Origin of the sequence: Acidovorax sp., assembly GCF_016783915.1 — a bacterium.
Classification (GTDB): domain Bacteria; phylum Pseudomonadota; class Gammaproteobacteria; order Burkholderiales; family Burkholderiaceae_C; genus Acidovorax.
In genome coordinates, this window is sequence record NZ_JADHVT010000015.1 from 18,905 (window position 1) to 38,279 (window position 19,375).

Consider the following 19,375-nt stretch of genomic DNA (forward strand, 5'->3'; position numbering starts at 1 on the left):
GCAGGCTGACACGAAAGCAACACGGGCCATACGTCAACGGTGTTGGCTGCGGTGCAGCAGCCTCACAACCTTCGCTTGTGGCTTTGCTTGACGCGGTACATGGCCGCGTCGGCGCTGGCCATCAGTGTGCGCGCATCCTGGGCGTCGCGGGGGAACAGGCTCAGGCCGATGCTGGCGCGCACCGGCAGCGGCTGGCCGTCAATGTCCAGCGGCGGCTCGAAGGCGTGCTGTAGCTTGGTCACGATCTGCAGCGCAGCCTCTTCGGAGTCCACGTTTTCGCAGAGCACCGTGAACTCGTCCCCTGCGAGCCGGGCCACGGTATCCACCTGCCGCACGGCGCCGACGATGGTGCGCGCCACCGCCTGCAGCACCAGGTCGCCCACGGCATGCCCGCGCGTGTCGTTGATGGCTTTGAACTCATCCAGGTCCACAAACAGCAGGGCACAACTGCGGCCGCTGCGGCGCGACAGCTCCAGTACCTGCGTGAGGCGCTGCTCGAACATGCGGCGGTTGGGCAGGCCGGTGAGTGCGTCGTGGTGCGCCAGGTGGGCCATGGCATCGCGGCTGAGGTTCAGCTCGGCCAGCTGCCGGCTGATCTGCTGCTCCATGTCCTGGAAGCTGCGGGCCAGCTCGCCCACCTCGTCTCCCCGGTGAACGGGCAGCGCGCCATGCGCCTGGCCGCGCGAAAACGCCTGCGCCGCCTTCACCATGACCTGCAGCGGTTGGGTGACCAGGCGCGACACACCGGCCGCCAGGGCCACGCCCACCACACTGAGCACCAGCAAGATCTTGAGGATGCTGCGCCCCAGATCCAGCACCTCGCCCTGCACCACCGCCAACGGCTGCGAGAGCCCCACCACCATGAAGCGCCCCTCGTCCGCGTTGCCAAACGGCATGCGCACAAATGCAAACACTCGCGCCTCTTCGTCGTCGGTACCGGGCTGGCTGAGCACCGCCTCTTCAGCACGGCCATCGACCAGCGCAGCCACCTGCGGGAACGACTCCTGGATCAGGATGCGCTGGCCCCGGTCAAAGCCAAAGGTCTGCGCGGCGTCCGGGTGCACCAAAAAGTCGCCCCAGCGGTTGCTCAGATAAAACCCGTAGGGCGTAGGTAAGGCGGCGTTGAAGTTGTGCAGAAACGGCGCGGCCGCCACCCGCACCACCACCACGCCCCGCAGCTGGCCCCCCTGCACCACGGGCGACGCCATGTTGAACACGGGCACGGCAGCCTCCTGCGCAGCGTCTTCGTGGTTGATGCCGAACTCGGACACATACACCTCCCCATCGGGCAGGCTGAGGGCCTCGAAAACGAACGGAAAGTGCGACTTCTCCTGCAACTGGTCATCGGGCACGCGCACCAGCTTGTCGCCCTGGCGGTCGATGCGCACCAGCTCCAGCCCGTAGTCGCTGGCGCTGATGAAGCGGATCTGCAAATAGGCGGGATGGGCCTGCAGGTTGGCCTTGAACAGGTCGGCCAGCCGTCCCTGGTCTTGTTCGACGGCAGCGGCGTCGGCCAGAAAGGCTGTGTCGCGCGCCACCGTGCCAAAGCCCGCCTGCATGTGGCGCGCCAGCACCTGCGTGGTGGCCAGCAGCGAGCGCTCGGCCCGCCCCTGCAGGCGTTCACGGCTCGAATCGAACGTGTAGTAGCCCGCCAGAATGGCAGCGAACACGCTGAACGAGGCCAGCAGGGCCCCCAGCCTCAGCGCGATGCTCCATTTCACGCGTGCCATCGGTCAGAACCGGTTGGGTCGGTCGCCCGACACGATGCGTTGCCACAGGCGTGCGCGCAGGGCTTCGTCTTCCACCGGTTCCAGCCACAGGATGGGGCCCATGGGCACATCGCCCGCCAGCGCAGGCGGCTCGTCCAGCGTGTTGGCCAGGCCCTGTCGCCGCGTGAATTCTCGGCTCACGGCGGGGTCGAGCATGTAGTTGATCCACTCGGCAGCCAGAGCCACCTGGGTGGAGCGGCGGGTGATGGCCCAGCAGTCCAGCCAGGCCAGTGCGCCCTCCTTGGGCACCACGTAGCCCACATCCAGCCCCGCATCGCGCAGCTGCTTGAGCTGCTGCTGGCCGTAATTGGCATGCATCACCGCCACCTTGTGTTTGCGGAACAGCTCGACCGACTCCTCGGGCAGGCTGTAGAACGACCGCACATTGCGCCGCAGGGCCACCAGGTCCTTGGCCAGCGGGCTGAAACGGGCGGGGTCGATGCGAAACGGCGGCAGGCCCCGGCGCATGGCAGCCAGCGAAAACCCGTGGCTGCTGCCGTCGAACGCCAGCACCTTGCCCTGCCAGCGGGGGTCCCACAGCACGGAGATCGAATGCGGCGGGGTGCTGAACTGCTGACGGTCGTACACCAGCCCCATCTCGGAATAGGTGAAGGGCATGGCATAGACCTCGCCCCGCCAGCCAATGCCCGAGATGGTGTGCAGCTGACGAAACCGGGGCAGCTGCCCTGCGGTGTTGCGGATGTTGCCCAGGGGCAATGGCGCGAGCTTGTCATGGAGGATCAGCCGCGCAATTTCTGCCGTGTTGGCGGCCACGAGGTCAAAACCCGGCCCGTCGGTGCTGTCCATCTTGGCGCGCAAGACGTCGTCCGATGCCACGGTGGTGATCTCCACCTTGACCCCGTGGCGCTTCTCGAACACCTCTACAAAGTCCGGGTCGGCATAACCCGGCCAGGCCAGCACCCTGAGGACCGTCGCGGCCTGCGAGGCCGCCGGCAGCAATACGAGCCCCGCCAGCGCCACCAGCAGCACAGGCAGGCTGGTGCACCACCTTCGCAGCGCCCTGCCCGCCAAAGCCCCCCGACACGCCGTGAACCCCATGCCAAAAGCCTTTCCAGCAATAACTGGTTACAAACAGTTTACGCGGACAATAGGGCGCGTGACGATCCCTCAGTCTTTCATTCAGGAACTGCTCACCCGTGTGGACGTGGTGGACATCGTGGGGCGCTACGTGCAGCTCAAGAAGGGCGGTGCCAATTTCATGGGACTGTGCCCGTTTCACGGGGAAAAGTCGCCCTCTTTCAGCGTCAGCCCCGCCAAGCAGTTCTATCACTGCTTTGGCTGCGGCAAGAATGGCAATGCCATCAGCTTTCTGATGGACCACGCGGGCATGGGGTTTGTCGAGGCCGTCCAGGACCTGGCCCAGAGCGTGGGCCTGCAGGTGCCCGATGACGACATCTCCCCGCAGGAAAAGGAACGCGCCGCCGCCGCGCGACAGAAACAAGCCACGCTGAACGAGGTGCTGGAGAAAGCCGCCGACGCCTACCGCCGCCACCTGCGCGAGTCGCAGCGCGCCATTGGGTATTTCAAGGGCCGGGGTGTTTCGGGCGCGGTGGCCAAGCGCTACGGCCTGGGCTACGCGCCCGAAGGCTGGCGCAGCTTGGCCAGCGTGTTCCCAAGCTACGACGACCCGCTGCTGGAGGAAAGCGGCCTGGTCATCGTCAACGACGAAGACGGTGGCAAGCGCTATGACCGGTTTCGCGACCGGGTGATGTTTCCCATCCGCAACGTCAAGGGCGAGTACATCGGCTTTGGTGGCCGGGTGCTGGGGGACGACAAGCCCAAGTACCTCAACTCCCCCGAAACCCCGGTATTTCACAAGGGGCGCGAGCTGTATGGCCTGTTCGAGGCCCGCACGCCCATCCGCGAGGCGGGCTACGCACTGGTCACGGAGGGCTACATGGACGTGGTGGCCTTGGCGCAACTGGGCTTTCCGAACGCGGTGGCCACGCTGGGCACGGCATGCACGCCCGAGCACGTGCAAAAGTTGCTGCGGTTTACCGACGCGGTGGTGTTCAGCTTTGACGGCGACAACGCCGGGCGGCGTGCCGCGCGCAAGGCGCTGGACGGCGCCTTGCCCCATGCCACCGACACGCGCAGCATCAAGTTTCTGTTCCTGCCCGCAGAGCACGACCCGGACAGTTTCATCCGCGACCATGGCACCGACGCCTTTGCGCGCCACGTGAGCAACGCCATGCCGCTGAGCCGCTTCCTGGTCGAATCGGCCAGCGAAGGCTGCGACCTGGCCACTGCCGAGGGCCGCGCCCACATGGCCAGCAATGCACGCCCGCTGTGGACGGCACTGCCAGACGGCGTGCTCAAGCGCCAGCTGCTGGGCGAGCTGGCCGAGCTGACCCAGCTCAATGCCCGCGACCTGTCCGACCTTTGGGGGCAGGCAGCCGCCCGTGACGGCCTGCGCTCTGCACACCACGCGCCGCCGCAGCGCCAACAGCCCCGCCCCGCCCCTGATGACGCCCCCAGCTGGGATGTCCCGCCCGACACCGATGGCTGGCAACCCCACAGCGAATCGACAGGCCAGGCCTACGACCCCGGGTACAGCAGTTATGGCAACCAGGGGGGCTATGGCGGCCAAAGTGGCTATGGCAGCGGCAGCAAGCCCCCGTTTCGCAAGGGGGGCGACTGGAAAAGCGGCGGAGGCTGGAAAAAACGTGACAAGGACGCTCCGTGGCCACCCCAGCCCCGCCTGCCCCGCACACCGGCCATGGGCCGGGCCGACCACGCAGCGCGGCTGCTGCTGTCGCACATGGCGTTTCTTGAAGAGCTGACGCACGACGACCACACCACGCTGTCGGCCCAGCCCGCACCCCATGGGCCGCTGTTTGCATGGCTGGAGGCGCAGTTTCATGAACATGGCCCCCTGGCCTGGGCCGTGCTGCGCGAAAGCCTGCGCGATCACGAGTGCGAAGAGCTGGCCGTCAAGGTGATGACCGGCTCGCATGCGCAGACCGAGGGCGAACTGCACGAATTGCGACTGGAGCTGCGCGATCTGCTCACCCGCATGCAGATCGAAGACATCAAGGAGCAGCAAAAAGTGCTGGTGCTGCAAGTGGCGCAAGACCCGTCGGCCCTGGAGCGCTACCGGGTACTGGCCGAAAAGCGCAAGGAACTGGAGCAAATAGCGCCAAAAACCACTTGAATCGAGCCCGGGCGGTATAATATAAGGTTAGTTATTGGCAAGAGCGACAGCAGCACCTCCGAGCCGGGCCACCGTGACAAACGCGCACCTATGCGCTGATGGGTCCACTTATCGCAAGGACTGCACACCAAATGATCGCCCAGACATCTTGCCGCTGAGGGTGTCCCCTCCAGACGCAAAGCCCTGGTTGCTTTGCGTTGCCACCCGCGCCGGGATCTGAGGCGCTTGCGTTTTCTTTGTGTCCGTTTTTGATTCTGAGGTTGCTCCATGCCCGCTCAAAAGTCCGCGAAGTTGCCCAAGTCTGCCTCAGGCACCGCCGCAAAGGCTGTCTCCAAAACCGCGGCCAAAGCGCCGGCCAAGGCGCCCCCCAAAAAGGCCGCTGCCGCCGCGCCCGCCCCGGTCGCCAAGAAAGTGAAAACTGTGCCCGTGAAAAGTACCGCCGAGCTGATCAAAGCTGCCGATGAGTTGCTGAAGAAGAAACCTGCCCGCGCCAAAGCTGCGGCTGCCTCCGAAGACGAAGACACCCCCAAGAAGCGCCCTGGCCGCCCCGCCAAGGCAGCCGGTGCCGCCGAAGCCAAGGCCCCCGCCAAGCGTGGCCGCAAGCCCAAGGCAGCTGCCGGTGGCGATGAAAGCGTGGACGATACCGACCTGTCGGACATCGAAGCCGACCTCGAAGGCGAGATCGAAGAGACCCCCGAGGCAGCCGCCACGGTCGAGAAGGTCAAGCCCCTGCGCATGAAGATCAGCAAGGCCAAGGAACGGGCCTTGATGAAGGAATTCGGCCTGGACGAAACCGTCCTGTCCGAAGAAGACATGCAAAAGCGCCGCCAGCGCCTGAAGGCCCTGATCAAGCTGGGCAAGACACGCGGCTACCTCACGCACGTTGAAATCAACGACCACTTGCCCGACAAGCTGGTCGATGCCGAAACCCTCGAAGCCGTCATTACCACCCTGAACGACCTGGGCGTGGCGGTGTACGAGCAGACGCCTGACGCCGAAGCGCTGATCATCACGGACAACGCTCCCGCAGGCGCCACCGAAGAAGAAGCCGAAGAAGCCGCAGAAGCCGCGCTGTCTACCGTGGACTCGGAATTCGGCCGCACCACCGACCCGGTTCGCATGTACATGCGCGAAATGGGTACCGTGGAGCTGCTGACCCGCGAAGGCGAAATCGAAATCGCCAAGCGCATCGAAGGCGGCCTGATGGCCATGATGGAGGCGATCAGTGCATCGCCAGCCACCATCGCCGAGATCCTCAACATGGGCGAGGAGATCCGCGAAGGCAAGGTCGTGATCTCGACCATCGTGGACGGCTTCTCCAACCCCAACGAGGCCGACGACTATGTGGCCGAAGAAGACTTCGACGAATTCGACGAAGCCGATGACGACGACGGCAAGGGCGGCTCCAAGGCGCTGACCAAGAAGCTCGAAGAACTCAAGAAGCAGGCGCTGGAGCGCTTCGACAAGCTTCGCGAGCTGTTCGAAAAAGTGCACAAGGTTTACGACAAGGAAGGCTACGGCACCCCTGCGTACGTGAAGGCCCAGCAGGCCCTGTCGGCCGAGCTGATGACCATCCGCTTTACCGCCAAGACCATCGAGAAACTGTGCGACATGGTGCGCGGCCAAGTGGACGACGTGCGCAAGAAGGAGCGCGAGCTGCGCCGCATCATCGTGGACAAGTGCGGCATGCCCCAGGAAACCTTCATCAAGGACTTCCCGCCCAACCTGCTGAACCTGCAATGGGTCGAGAAGCAAGCCGCTGCGGGCAAGCCCTGGTCGGCCGTGATTGCACGCAACATTCCACCCATCCAGGACCTGCAGCAAAAGCTGATGGACCTGCAGTCGCGGGTGGTCGTGCCACTGGCAGAGCTGAAAGGCATCAACAAGCGCATGAACGAAGGTGAAGCCACCTCGCGCGATGCCAAGAAGGAAATGATCGAGGCCAACCTGCGCCTCGTGATCTCGATTGCCAAGAAGTACACCAATCGTGGCCTGCAGTTCCTCGACCTGATCCAGGAAGGCAACATCGGCCTGATGAAGGCGGTGGACAAGTTCGAATACCGCCGTGGCTACAAGTTCTCGACGTACGCCACATGGTGGATTCGCCAGGCCATCACGCGCTCGATCGCCGACCAGGCGCGCACCATCCGTATCCCGGTGCACATGATCGAGACGATCAACAAGATGAACCGCATCAGCCGCCAGCACTTGCAAGAGTTTGGTTTCGAGCCCGATGCGTCCATCCTGGCTGCGAAGATGGAGATCCCCGAGGACAAGATTCGCAAGATCATGAAAATCGCCAAGGAGCCGATCTCCATGGAAACGCCGATCGGGGACGACGACGACAGCCACCTGGGCGACTTCATCGAGGACGGTGCGAACACCGCCCCTATCGAAGCCGCCATGCAGGCTGGCCTGCGCGACGTGGTCAAGGACATCCTGGATGGCCTGACCCCCCGCGAAGCCAAGGTGCTGCGCATGCGCTTTGGTATCGAAATGACCAGCGACCACACGCTGGAAGAAGTGGGCAAGCAGTTCGACGTGACCCGCGAGCGCATTCGCCAAATAGAAGCCAAGGCGCTGCGCAAGCTCAAGCACCCCAGCCGTTCGGACAAGCTGCGCAGTTTCATCGACTCGCTGTAAGTCTCGCGACTCAGCCTTCGTTGGCTACAACGCCCTGCCCCCGCACCTGCGGCGCAGGGCGTTTTTCATGGTGCGCAGCCCCGAAAAACGGCTATGCACAGCACCCTCCTCCGCGTTTACCCTGATGCCGGCGACAGCAGACTGACAGTTTGGATGGCGACCATTGCGCGCACAGCCCGGGTAGTAGTGTGCGGATCCCCAAGCATGCCACCACAGGCTGACGGCGTTGCTTCGGCGTGGTAACGCCGAAGCAACGCCGTCAGGGCGCTCCAGCAGCGGCCTGAAGATCAGATTCCCGACGCCCTTTCTGCCTCCCCTCTTGTCAAAGGACTTTCCATGTCTGCAGAGATCGACCGCCGCCGGGCCATTGCCCAATCTGTTGCTACCGCCCTGGCATGGACCACGCTCGGCTCCTCCGCATGGGCGCAGAGCGCTGCGACGGCGGCACGCCCTGCCCCTGCAGCCAAGGCGCCCAAACTGGCAGGCACCGTGCGCATCGTCATCCCCGCCAACGCCGGTGGCGGCTGGGACCAGACAGGCCGAGCCCTCGGAGCCGCCATGGTGGCTGCCGGCGCTGCAGACCAGGTGGAATACGAAAACATGGGTGGCAAGGGCGGCACCATCGGCTTGGCCAAATACGCCGAAAAGTACAGCAACGACCCCAACACGCTGCTGATGGGAGGTATGGTGATGGTGGGCGCCGTGGCGCTGCAAAAGCCTGCGGTGGACATGACACACATCCAGCCCCTGGCCCGGCTCACCAGCGACTACCTGGTGGCGGCCGTGGCGGCCAACTCCCCCATCAAGACCACCAAGGACCTCGCCGATGCGCTGCGTGCCGACCTCAAGGCCGTGCCCATTGCCGGGGGCTCGGCGGGTGGTGTGGACCATATCTATGCCGGCGTGCTGGCGCGCGCTGCCAAGGCCAGCCCCGAGGGGCTGGTCTACAAACCCTTCGCTGGCGGTGCCGAGGTGGTCGAGGCGGTGCTGTCGGGCAACGCGGCGCTGGGCCTGTCGGGCTACAGCGAGTTCAACGAAGCCATTGCTGGCGGCAAGCTGCGCGCTGTGGGTGTGTCATCGCGCCGCAGTGTCTTTGGCGTGCCGTCGTTCCGCGAGCAAGGGCTGGACGCCGTGATGGCCAACTGGCGTGGCGTGTTTACTGGCAAGGGCGTGCCTGCTGCGCGCGCGGCAGAAATGCTCGCCGCCGTCGATGCAGCCACCCACCATGAATCCTGGTTGCGCACGCTCAAGCAGAACCGGTGGGAACCCTCTTGGCTCACCGGCAAGGATTTGGCAGAGTTCATGGAGCTAGACCTCACCACCGCCCGCGTGATGGTGTACCTGCTCAAGCTGAAGGCCTGAGAAGGTCTGAACGCCCCCGCCACAAGCGCCTCTGAGCACCAGCCGACAGGCCTGCTGCAGAACCTTTGGAGCCTCTGATGAAAATGTCCAACTACTCCATCGGCGCACGCATGGCCACCGCCCTGGGCCTGGTGCTGGCCCTTCTGCTGGGCGCCGCGCTGTTCGGCATTGCAGCCCTGTACCAAACGCTGGGCACCTACGACACCACGGTGCAACAACGCGTGGCCCAGGAGCGCGCCGTGAGCCGCATGGAAAGCGAGTTCAAGACCCAGGTGCTGGAGTGGAAGAACACCCTGCTGCCCGGCGAGGACTCGCGCAAACGCGAGTTGCACTGGGCCGCCTTCCAGGCCAGCGAAAAACGCGTGGCCGACGCCGCCAAGGCACTGGAGCCCCAGTTGACCGACCCACAGGAAAAGGCGGCGCTGCAAAAGTTCACCCAGGCCCACGCACAGATGGCACAGGGCTACCGCAAGGGCTTTGAAGTGTTCCAGTCGCTCGGTTTTGTGCCGTCGGCGGGGGATGCGGATGTGGCCGACATCGACCAGGGTCCGGCCAAGCTGCTGACAGCGTTGAGCGAGCAAGTGGCCGCCAGTAGCGCTGCTATTGCACAGCAGGCGGCGCAGGACGCCCGGCGCGCACTGTTCAGCAGCCTGGTGGCACTCGCGCTGGTCACGGCGCTGGGCGCTTGCGCAGGGTGGCTCCTGACGCGTTCAGTGGTGCGCCCTCTGGGGGTAGCGGTGTCGGTGGCGCACAAGGTCGCAGCGGGCGACCTCACCACCAGCATCGAGGTGGAGGGCAAGGATGAGCCCGCGCGCCTGCTGGAGGCCTTGCGCGCCATGCAGGACAACCTGGAGAACGTGGTCTCCGGCGTGCGCGGCAACGCCGAAGGGGTGGCCAGCGCCAGCGCCGAAATCGCCCAGGGCAACGCCGACCTCAGCCTTCGCACCGAAGAGCAGGCATCGTCGCTGGACGAAACCACGTCCTCCATGCAGCAGCTGCAAGCCACGGTGCAGCAGAACGCCTCCAACGCCCAGCGCGCGAACGAGCTGGCCAAAAGCGGGGCCACTGTGGCGCAGCGCGGCGGCGACGTGGTTACGCAGATGGTCGAGGTGGTGCAAGGCATCCAGGACAGCTCGCGCCGCATTGCCGACATCATTGGCGTCATCGACGGCATCGCGTTCCAGACCAACATCCTCGCGCTCAATGCCGCCGTCGAGGCCGCCCGCGCCGGTGAACAAGGCCGGGGCTTTGCCGTGGTGGCCAGTGAGGTGCGCAACCTCGCCACCCGCAGCGCCAGCGCCGCGCGCGAGATCAAGCAGCTCATCCAGACCAGTGTGGAGCGCGTGCAGGCCGGCTCCGACCTGGCGCGCAATGCAGGCACCACGATGGCCGAGGTGGTGTCGTCCATCCAGGGCGTGAGCGCGCTGATGGAGGAAATCAGCCAGGCCAGCGCCGCACAGACCAGCGACATGCTGCGCGTGACGCAGGCCATCGTGCGCATGGACGAAGCCACGCAGCAAAACGCTGCGCTGGTAGAAGAAAGCGCCGCCGCCGCAGGCAGCCTGAGCGGGCAGGCGCGCCAGCTGGTGGAGGCCGTGGAGGTGTTCCGCCTGCGGCACACCCATCCCGCGCTGCCCGCGCCGCGCGCCTGACACCGGGCGCACAGGGCAGTTGCCCCTCACGCTGCCCTGCGATGGCACCGCGGCCCAACGGAGCCACGGCCCCGGCCTACACGTGAACGCTATCAATACAATAGCTGCTCAGGCATATTGCACTAGCGCAAGCGCCCGAAAACCCTCAAAACCTGCCTGAGGCCCGGCTAACACAAGTCGCAGGCAGCCCCTGCGCTGTGTCAGTCGATCTTCACGTTCGCGTTCTTCACCACCAGTGCCATGCGGGCCGCTTCGCTGCGGAAGAAGGCTGCAGCAGGCTCGGGCGGCGTGAGCTTGATTTCGTAGCCCTGCGCAATCAACGCGTCGCGCGCCTCGGGCATCTCCATGGCGGCCTTGAAGCCGTTGTACAGCCGGGCCAGCTCTGCCTTGGGCAAGCCTGCAGGCGCGACGGGGGCGATCCACCCATCCAGCTCGTAGCCAGGTAGACCTTGCTCGGCAATGGTGGGCACGCCCGGCAATGCAGCCACACGGACGGCCGTGGTCACGCCCAGCGCGCGCAAAGCGCCCGCCTTGATGTGCGCCGCAGCCGGTGCCACCGCCACCACACCCAGCTGCACCTGCCCGCCCAGGATGTCGTTCATGAGCGGGCCCATGCCCCGATAGGGGATGTGTTTGATATCCAGCTTGGCCTGGTCCAAAAACATGGCCGCACCCAGGTGCAGGATGGTGCCGTTGCCGGACGAGCCGTAGTTGAGCACGCCAGGTTTGGACTTGGCCAGGGCAAGCAGCTCCTGCACGGTCTTGGCGGGCACCGAGGGGTGAGCGACCAGCACAAACGGCGTGGCGCCCAGGATGGTGATGGGCGTGATGTCGGCCAGCGAATCGAACGGAATGTTCTTGTACACGCTAGGGTTGACCACGTGGTTGTTGGATACAACCCCGATCACCGAGCCATCCTTGGGCGCGCGCACGATCTGCGTGGTGCCGGTGATGCCGCCTGCGCCCGGAAGGTTCTCGATGACGATGGGCTGGCCCAGCGCCTTGGCCAGGCTGGTGCTGATGGCGCGGATGGCGCCGTCGGCCCCCGATCCTGCCGACAGCGGCAAGATCACGCGCAACGGCTTGCCGTCGCCCTGCGCGTGCGCCATGCGCGGCAGGCCCCAGGCCACAACGCCCAGTGCGGCAGCACCAGTGGCCAGGGCCTGGCGGCGTGTGAGGCAGATGGGGTGAAAGTCGAGGGTGGATGGGGGCACGGTTGTCTCCGGTGGTAGGTGTGTGGAATCCAGGGGCCCGCGGTCTGCGCCGCGTGGAGAACCCCGTCGTCAAAGAAAAATCAGGCAATGGCCCCGGTGGCCTGCAGCCCGGCCACTTCATCGGCCGTGTAGCCCAGGCCCTGCAGCAGCTCGGCCGTGTGCTGACCCAGGCGCGGCGGGTCGCAGCGCACATCCAGGCGCTGGCCCGCCATGCGCAGCGGCATCAGCGTGATCCGCGCCGTCTGGCCCGCGCGCGCGCCATCAGGCAGCGTGATGTCGGCGAGGCCGCCGGTGGCTTGCAGGTGCGGGTCGTCAAACAGTTCTTCGGGCCGGCGGATGGGTGCAAACGGCAGGCCGTGGCGCTCGAAGACGGCCGCCAGTTCGTCGGCCGTGTGCTGCGCCAGCCGCTCGCGCAGCACCGGCATCAGCGTGGGGCGGGCACGCACGCGGTCGTTGTTGGTGGCCAGGCTGGCGTCGGCCTTCAGGTCGGCGTAGCCCATGGCGTCGCAGAAGGTCTGCCACTGCGCGTCGCTCACCGCAGCCAAAAAGATCTGCCCGCCGTCCTTCACGCTGAACACGTCGTACACGGCCCACGACGAGATACGGTCGGGCATGGGCGCGGCCGGTTGGCCGGTGACGGCGTACTGCATCATGTGCTGCCCGACCAGGAACACGTTGTTCTCGAACAGGGCCGAGTCCACCTCCTGCCCCCGCCCGGTGATGCCGCGCTGCATCAGCGCCGCCATGGCGCCAATCGCGCCAAACATGCCACCCATGATGTCGTTCACGCTGCTGCCTGCGCGCAGCGGGTCGCCAGGGCGCCCGGTCATGTAGGCCAGACCGCCCATCATCTGCACCACCTCATCCAGCGCCGTGCGGTGCTCATAGGGGCCGGGCAAGAAGCCGGTGTGGTTGACGTAGATGAGGCGCGGGTTGATCTGGCTCAGCGCGGCATAGTCCAGGCCGTATTTCGTCATCACGCCGGGCTTGAAGTTTTGCGCCACCACGTCGGCCGATGCCGCCAGCTTGCGCGCCACAGCAAGCCCCTCGGGGCTGCGCAGGTCGAGCGCAATGCTTTTCTTGTTGCGGTTGAACATGGGGAAGAAGCCCGCGCCCGCGCCCAGCAGGTGGCGCGTGCGGTCGCCATCCACGGGCTCGACCTTGATGACCTCGGCCCCCAGGTCGGCCAGCACCATGCCGCAGGTGGGGCCCATGACCATGTGGGTGAACTCCACCACGCGCAGGCCTTCCAGCGGCAGGCGGGGGGACGAGAGAGGGGCGGATGTGTCGTGCATGTTCAGAGCGTTCAGAAAGGGGTTCAGGCCGTTGCGGCTTCGCGCAGCACTGCAGGTGCGGCATTCTGCGGCAGCCCGGCCTGCCAGAGGGTGCCATGCAGGGTCTCGCCCGCCAGCCAACCGGCCACGCGCTGGCGCAGTGCCAGCAAAGCGACCACGTCGATGCCGGTGGCGACGCCCATGCGCTCCAGCATGAACACCAGGTCTTCGGTGGTGACATTGCCGCTGGCGCCCGGTGCATGCGGGCAGCCGCCAATGCCCGCCAGGCAGGCGTCAAAGCGGGTGATGCCCGCCTGCCAGGCCGCGTACACGTTGGCCAGACCCATGCCGCGCGTATCGTGGAAGTGCGCGCAGGCCAGGCGGTCACCCACCAGCGCACGCGCTTTGCCAAACAGGCGGGCGACCGAGGCCGGGTCGGCATAGCCCACGGTGTCGGCCAGGCTCACGCGGTCAGCGCCCGCGTCCAGCAGCGCACGCATCAAGCGCAGCACTTCGCTCTCGGACACCTCGCCCTGCAGCGTGCAGCCAAAGGCCGTGCCCACGCCGCCTTCAATCAGGGTGCGGCTGCCGCTGGCATCGCGCAGCGCACGGACGCGGGCTACCTCGGCCACCACCTCGTCGGGCGTCTTGCGCAGGTTGGCCAGGCTGTGGGCGTGGCTGGCAGACAGGGGCATGATCATCAGGTCGGCGCCCAGCTCCAGCGCGCGCTCGGCACCTTTGTAGTTGGGTACCAGCACCGAGGCAACGAGACCCGGCAGGGTCTTGGCATGGGCCAGCACCTCGGCCGTGTCTGCCAACTGAGGCAACAGCCGGGCGGGCACGAAGGAGCCCACCTCGATCTCGCGCTGGCCTGCGGCGTAGGCGGCGTTGATCCATTCGATTTTGTGCGCAGTGGACACCACCATGGCAATGCTTTGCAGGCCGTCGCGCAGGCCCACTTCACGGACGATGGCGCAGGGCTGCAGGTCGGGCGGGATCGGGGAGGTGCTCACGGGATGTTTCTTTCGGGTCGGTCTGGGCAAGATTTTAAAAATTCCCGAATGAATCACAAAATACATCTCGGAAGCCATAACATTCCCAAACGGAACATCAAAACCCTGGAGGGTTGCCATGCGTGACCTGGATCTTCAGACCCTGCGCCTCTTTGCCGCCGTGTGCGAGCAGCGCAGCATTGCGCGTGTGGCCGAGCAGGAGTCCATCGTGGGCTCGGCCATCAGCAAACGGCTGGCGCAGCTGGAAGACGCCGTGGGCACCCAACTGTTAGTGCGCAAACGACGGGGTGTGGCACCCACCCCGGCGGGCGAGACACTGCTGGAGCACGCCCGCACCATGCTGGCCAGCGTGGGGCAGATCGAGCGCGACATGGCGGCCTACGCCACCGGAACCCGGGGCCATGTGCGCATGCTGGTCACAGCCTCGGTCATGGCCGAGTCGCTGGCCGACGATGTGGCGGCCTTTCTGCAAGACCCGGCACACCGCAACATCCAGATCAGCCTGGAGGAACGCGTGAGCCCGGACGTGGTGCAAGGCGTGCGCGACGGCAGCGCGTCCATCGGCATCTGCTGGGACGCAGCCGACCTGTCGGGCCTGGAAACCAACGCCTACCGCAGCGACCACCTGGCTGTGGTGGCACACGAGTCGCACCCCGTGGCCCAGCTGCAGAGCGTGCGGTTTGCCGACGTACTGGAGCACGAATTCGTCAGCATGCCCGCGCTCAGTGCAGTGCAGGTGCTGCTGGCGCGGGCCGCTGCGGTGGAGGGAAAAATGCTGGCCCACCGCGTGCTGGTGTCCAACTTTGACGCCGCACTGCGGGTGGTGCGCGCCAACCTGGCCATCAGCGTGGTGCCGCGCGAAGTGGCCCAGCCGTTTGCCCAGTTGGCACCGGTGCGCATCGTCCCGCTGAGCGACCCCTGGGCCCAGCGGCGCTTTGCCATCTGCTACCGCAGCGCCCAGTGGCTGCCCCCTGCGGCCCAGTTGCTGGTGGGGCATCTGGCGGGGCTGGGACGCGCCTGAAGAGGCCCAAAAACCGTGGCCCTGTCGCAACAGTTTGATACGCAACATCGTATTTTTCGCCACTAGCGCATGTGTGCTGTGCGTTCTGAGCTACTAAACTTGTAGCAAAATGGGTTCCGCGCTATAGTCTCAGCGCATCAGCGGGCCCGTTTGACGGCCACCCGCACTGAATCCAGATCCAACACTTGCGCGAGGAGAAGCGTCCATGAGCTCCAAAGAAAATGCTTCCATCAACCAGCTCTTCGAGCGACTTGAATGCCGCTATGCGCTGCGCGTGCTGTGGGCCCTGAAGGACGGCCACCCCCAGACGTTCCGCCTGTTGCAGGACAGTGTCGGTGGCATCACCCCCAACACGCTCAACACACGCATCAAAGAGCTGCGCGAAGCCGGTTTTGTGGACCATGGCAGCGACGGCTACACCGTCACTCCCTCGGGCGCTGACCTGCTCAAGCGCCTGTCGGACGTGCAGGCCTTTGCCACCCGCTGGGTCGCAGGCCGCGCCAAGAAGGCCTGAGCCCCTCAGCTTCCCCCCTGCTCCCCCAGGGAAAAGCCCCGCCGGACTTCCGAGCGGGGCTTTCGCTAAAATGAGGGTCAAATTAGCTTCAAGCGCCAACAATACAAGCGCCTAAAGCTATATTTTTAATAGCAAACAAGGAATTCCCATGGCACTGACCACCACCGCATCCGGCCTGCAATACGAAGACACCACCGTGGGCGAAGGCGCCGAAGCCACCAAAGGCCAGAACGTGTCGGTGCACTACACCGGCTGGCTGTACAACAACGGTGAACAAGGTGCCAAGTTCGACTCCAGCCGTGACCGCAACGACCCCTTTGAATTTGCACTGGGCGCCGGCATGGTCATCAAGGGCTGGGACGAAGGCGTGCAAGGCATGAAGATTGGTGGCCAGCGCACCCTGATCATCCCTGCCGCCCTGGGCTACGGTGCACGTGGTGCGGGCGGTGTGATTCCCCCGAACGCCACACTCAAGTTCGACGTGGAACTGCTCAAGGTGGGTCGCTGATCGCAGCCCCTTGCTTGTCCCACAAAACGAAAGCGGCCCACGGGCCGCTTTTTCATGTCCACGCATCACGCGAGTGAGCAGATGAACTCACGGGCTCCAACGTTCCTACAAATCAACGCGGCGCCACAACCCAGTGGCCTCAATCAAACAGCGCCTTGTCCAGCCGCTCGAACTTGGCATCCCCCACCGCCTCACGGATCTTGGGGGCCAGGGCAGCCAGGTCTTCAAAACTGCCCGCGCCCTCCACCGCCAGGTTCAGGCGAAACCCACGCAAGCCCAGCGCCGCCGTCAGCTCGGTCGCTATCGGGTAGGCCGCCTGGTAGCGCTCCATGGGCGAACGTCCAGAGCCTTCCAACGGCGATGCCACTGTCCCCAGATCGGTGGCTGGAGCTTCTGCCAACGCGGCGGCGACAGGGGCAGCAGGGGCTGCGCTGCTGGCAACGGGGGTCACGGCTGCGGCTGACGTGTGCCCCCCCACCGGCGCCAGCAGCCCCTGGGCGATCATGGACTGCACGTCATCCTGCGTGATGCCCATGGCCGCTGTGGCCGCCAGAATCTCCCCCGTGGTGCGCTTGCCATCAAAAAGAATGAAGGCCGAGCGCTGGCGCGAACTCAGGCTGCCATGACGGTCCTTGAGTGCTTCCTGTCCAGCGGGGGTTTTGACGAGAACCATGAGTCTCCTAGTAGTGAGCAATGGTGGGGACCGCCGCAAAGCTATCACCTGCAAACCAGAATCCCATGTTTTGGCAACTCTGCAAATCGGGGTTTACACATAACCCCTGGCGGCATCGGCCCCTCACATCTCCGAGCGGATGCGTGGCAGCGGCGGCGGGGGCCGGGTGATCCAGCTGACCACCAGGGTGACGAGCAAGCCACACGGCACACCAAACACCCCGGCTGAAATGGGCTGGATGCCAAACCACAACCCGTCGGCCAGCAGCCAGCGCGGCAGCATCTGCATGGCAGGCACGTGCGACAGCATGTAGTACACCGTGATGGCCAGCCCGCCCAACATGCCCGCCACCGCGCCCTGCCGCGTGGTGCCACGCCAGAAGATGCCGAGCACCATCACCGGCACAAAGGCGGATGCCGCCAGCGAAAACGAAGCCGACACCATGGGCAAGATTTCGGACGGCTTGAGCGCCGCCACAAACGCGGCCGACAGGGCCACGGCGAGCAGCGTGAACTTGGTCAGGATCACCCGCTGCTCGGGCGACGCTTGGCGGCGCGTGTCCTGAAAGTACAGGTCGCGCACGAGCGCATTGCTGATGGTGAGCAGCAAGCCGTCGGCCGTGGACAGCGCCGCTGCCAGGCCCCCTGCCGCTACCAGGCCCGACACTACATACGGCAGCCCGCCCAGTTCGGGCGTGGCCAGCATGATGAGGTCGGCCCCCAGCCGGATCTCGCCAAACTGGATCAGGCCATCGCCGTTCACGTCTTCCACCGACAGCAGCGAGCTGTCCACCCGCGCCCACTGCGCCATCCAGGTGGGCAGGGCCTCAAAACTGCTGCCCACCAGGTTCTGCATGACCTCGAACTTCACGAGCACCGCCAGCGCAGGCGCGCTGAGGTACAGCAGCGCAATGAAAAACAACGACCAGCCCACCGACGCACGCGCCGCCGACACCGTAGGCGATGTGTAGTAGCGGGTCAACAGGTGGGGCAGCCCAGCGGTGCCCACCATCAGGCAGAACATCAGCGCCAGAAAATTGCGGCGCGTGAGTTCGTAGTCCCGCTGCTCTTCGGGTGTGCCGTTGGGGTCGCCTGCGTAGGCCTGGCTATGGGGTGGCAGCCCACCCAGTGGGCGTGCGCGCTCATAGTTCTCGCGCATTTCGCGGGTCCAGCGCTCGCGGGCCGCCGCGGCATCGCGGGGCAGCGCGGCCAGCTCGCGGCTGGCGGAGACGATCAGGCCCACATCGGCGTTCTGGGCACGCAGGGCACGGATGCGCTCGCGCCCCTTCTCGCGCTCGCGCTCCAGGGCCGCTTCCACATCTTGCAAGCGCGCCTCGAAGTCCTTGGCGCGCTGCAGGTAGGCCTGCACCACCTGGTGCTCTGCAGGGGAGTCGAGCAGCTGTGCCTCCAGGTCGGCAATCTTGCTGATCTGAGCGCCATACACCAGTGGCGCCAGCGGGTTGCCCAGCTGCTTGTATGCCAGCCACGACACGGGAATCATGAACGCCAGCAAAAGCACTACGTACTGCGCCACCTGCGTCCAGGTGATGGCCCGCATGCCGCCCAGGAACGAGCACAGCAGCACCCCACCCAGGCCCAGCATGATGCCGATCTCGAACTGCACGCCGGTGAGGCGCGAGGCAATCAGCCCCACCCCGTAGATCTGCGCCACCACGTAAGTGAACGAGCACAAGACGGCGGCCAGCGCAGCAATGACGCGCGGCCAGCGCCCGCCAAAACGCACATGGAAAAAATCGGGAATGGTGTACAGGCCCATGGCGCGCAGGTGTGGCGCAATCAGCATGGCCACCAGGCAAAATCCACCCGTCCATCCCAGCAGATAGGCCAGGCCACCGGCCTGCCCCGGCGTGCCCGAAAAGCCCTGCAGGTACAGCGCGCCCGACAGGCTGATGAACGACGCCGCACTCATCCAGTCGGCCGCCGTGGCCATGCCGTTGTACATGGGCGGAATACGCCGCCCGGCCACGTAGTAGTCCTCGGGGTCCGTCGTGCGGCCATAGACGCCGATGCCCGCATACACCATCACGGTGAGGAACAAGAAGATCGGGCCGATCCAGTGGCGCGACAGACCCTGGTGCTCAGCCCAGGTCATCAGGGCCAGAAAACCCAGCACGCCCGCCACATAGAGCGCCAGGATGCGGTGCAGCCGCCACAAATAGGCGCGGTCTGCCTCTGCACTGCTTGGCTTGCGCTCAGCCATGGGAGCGGTCTTCAGTCGGAGGAGCGGAAAGCTCCAGCGCCTCGCGGTGCTGCTGGTCCTGCCGCTCGAAGTGGTTCATGGCCCAGCCGTAAGCGACCACGATGCCAATGAACACCAGCACGGCGCCCTGGGCCGCAATCCAGTAGCCCAGGGGCCAGCCACCCAACACCAGCACCTGCAGGTCGCGGGCAAAATAGGTGGCGCCAAACGACACCAGGGCCCACAGCAGGAGCAAACCTGCCTTGAGCCACAGGTGGCGCACGTCGTGCAAGTCGGGGGGAAACGGCCCCGCCATCTCGGCGTCGGCGGGGCGGGTAGCGGACTGCTGCAACGGCAT

Annotated in this window: 15 protein-coding genes; 7 read left to right on the top strand and 8 right to left on the bottom strand. The window is 65.6% G+C overall.

Going from position 1 to position 19,375, the window contains the following annotated elements:
* Nucleotides 1–62 precede the first annotated feature (62 nt).
* On the bottom strand, nt 63–1,730 hold the full coding sequence (locus tag ISS20_RS05300; RefSeq protein WP_291434412.1) for a diguanylate cyclase: 1,668 nt from the start codon (nt 1,728–1,730) through the stop codon (nt 63–65).
* A gap of 3 nt (nt 1,731–1,733) precedes the next feature.
* Entirely contained in the window at nt 1,734–2,828 is a 1,095-nt protein-coding gene (locus ISS20_RS05305; protein ID WP_291434413.1) for an extracellular solute-binding protein, read from the bottom strand.
* Between the two features lie 58 nt (nt 2,829–2,886).
* Here ISS20_RS05305 and dnaG point away from each other — a divergent pair, with 58 nt between their 5' ends.
* The 4 genes from dnaG to ISS20_RS05325 all read left to right on the top strand — a co-directional run bounded on the left by dnaG (nt 2,887) and on the right by ISS20_RS05325 (nt 10,601).
* A complete protein-coding gene (gene dnaG / locus ISS20_RS05310) occupies nt 2,887–4,944 on the top strand; it encodes a DNA primase (RefSeq protein ID WP_291434415.1) in 2,058 nt (685 codons plus the stop codon).
* A gap of 267 nt (nt 4,945–5,211) precedes the next feature.
* Complete coding sequence (gene rpoD / locus ISS20_RS05315) at nt 5,212–7,587, top strand: RNA polymerase sigma factor RpoD (protein ID WP_291434418.1); 2,376 nt, start codon at nt 5,212–5,214, stop codon at nt 7,585–7,587.
* A 336-nt stretch (nt 7,588–7,923) separates the two neighbouring features.
* Nucleotides 7,924–8,949: a tripartite tricarboxylate transporter substrate-binding protein gene (locus ISS20_RS05320; protein ID WP_291434419.1), complete on the top strand. Its 1,026-nt coding sequence runs from the start codon at nt 7,924–7,926 to the stop codon at nt 8,947–8,949.
* 77 nt (nt 8,950–9,026) lie between these two features.
* Nucleotides 9,027–10,601, top strand: a complete 1,575-nt coding sequence (locus tag ISS20_RS05325) for a methyl-accepting chemotaxis protein (protein WP_291434420.1) — start codon at nt 9,027–9,029, stop codon at nt 10,599–10,601.
* 200 nt (nt 10,602–10,801) lie between these two features.
* On the opposite strand, the gene ISS20_RS05330 is transcribed toward ISS20_RS05325, so the two are convergent.
* The 3 genes from ISS20_RS05330 to ISS20_RS05340 form a co-directional block, all read right to left on the bottom strand.
* Entirely contained in the window at nt 10,802–11,740 is a 939-nt protein-coding gene (locus ISS20_RS05330) for a tripartite tricarboxylate transporter substrate binding protein (RefSeq protein ID WP_291434473.1), read from the bottom strand.
* 155 nt (nt 11,741–11,895) lie between these two features.
* A complete protein-coding gene (locus ISS20_RS05335; RefSeq protein ID WP_291434421.1) occupies nt 11,896–13,110 on the bottom strand; it encodes a CaiB/BaiF CoA-transferase family protein in 1,215 nt (404 codons plus the stop codon).
* A gap of 23 nt (nt 13,111–13,133) precedes the next feature.
* On the bottom strand, nt 13,134–14,102 hold the full coding sequence (locus tag ISS20_RS05340) for a hydroxymethylglutaryl-CoA lyase (RefSeq protein ID WP_291434422.1): 969 nt from the start codon (nt 14,100–14,102) through the stop codon (nt 13,134–13,136).
* Nucleotides 14,103–14,220: 118 nt separating this feature from the next.
* On the opposite strand from ISS20_RS05340, the gene ISS20_RS05345 reads away from it, so the two are divergent.
* From ISS20_RS05345 to ISS20_RS05355, 3 genes are all read left to right on the top strand, one after another.
* Nucleotides 14,221–15,123, top strand: coding sequence for a LysR family transcriptional regulator (locus ISS20_RS05345; RefSeq protein ID WP_291434423.1), 903 nt, complete (start codon nt 14,221–14,223; stop codon nt 15,121–15,123).
* A gap of 205 nt (nt 15,124–15,328) precedes the next feature.
* Complete coding sequence (locus ISS20_RS05350) at nt 15,329–15,637, top strand: winged helix-turn-helix transcriptional regulator (RefSeq protein ID WP_056639856.1); 309 nt, start codon at nt 15,329–15,331, stop codon at nt 15,635–15,637.
* Nucleotides 15,638–15,785: 148 nt separating this feature from the next.
* Entirely contained in the window at nt 15,786–16,145 is a 360-nt protein-coding gene (locus ISS20_RS05355; RefSeq protein ID WP_056061897.1) for an FKBP-type peptidyl-prolyl cis-trans isomerase, read from the top strand.
* A 139-nt stretch (nt 16,146–16,284) separates the two neighbouring features.
* Here the strand turns inward: ISS20_RS05355 and ISS20_RS05360 are convergent, their stop codons facing one another.
* The 3 genes from ISS20_RS05360 to ISS20_RS05370 all read right to left on the bottom strand — a co-directional run bounded on the left by ISS20_RS05360 (nt 16,285) and on the right by ISS20_RS05370 (nt 19,375).
* Nucleotides 16,285–16,818, bottom strand: coding sequence for a hypothetical protein (locus tag ISS20_RS05360; RefSeq protein WP_291434430.1), 534 nt, complete (start codon nt 16,816–16,818; stop codon nt 16,285–16,287).
* 123 nt (nt 16,819–16,941) lie between these two features.
* Nucleotides 16,942–19,038, bottom strand: coding sequence for a VC_2705 family sodium/solute symporter (locus ISS20_RS05365; protein ID WP_291434432.1), 2,097 nt, complete (start codon nt 19,036–19,038; stop codon nt 16,942–16,944).
* Nucleotides 19,031–19,375, bottom strand: coding sequence for a sodium/substrate symporter small subunit (locus ISS20_RS05370; RefSeq protein WP_291434475.1), 345 nt, complete (start codon nt 19,373–19,375; stop codon nt 19,031–19,033). The genes ISS20_RS05365 and ISS20_RS05370 overlap by 8 nt, the downstream gene beginning before the upstream one ends.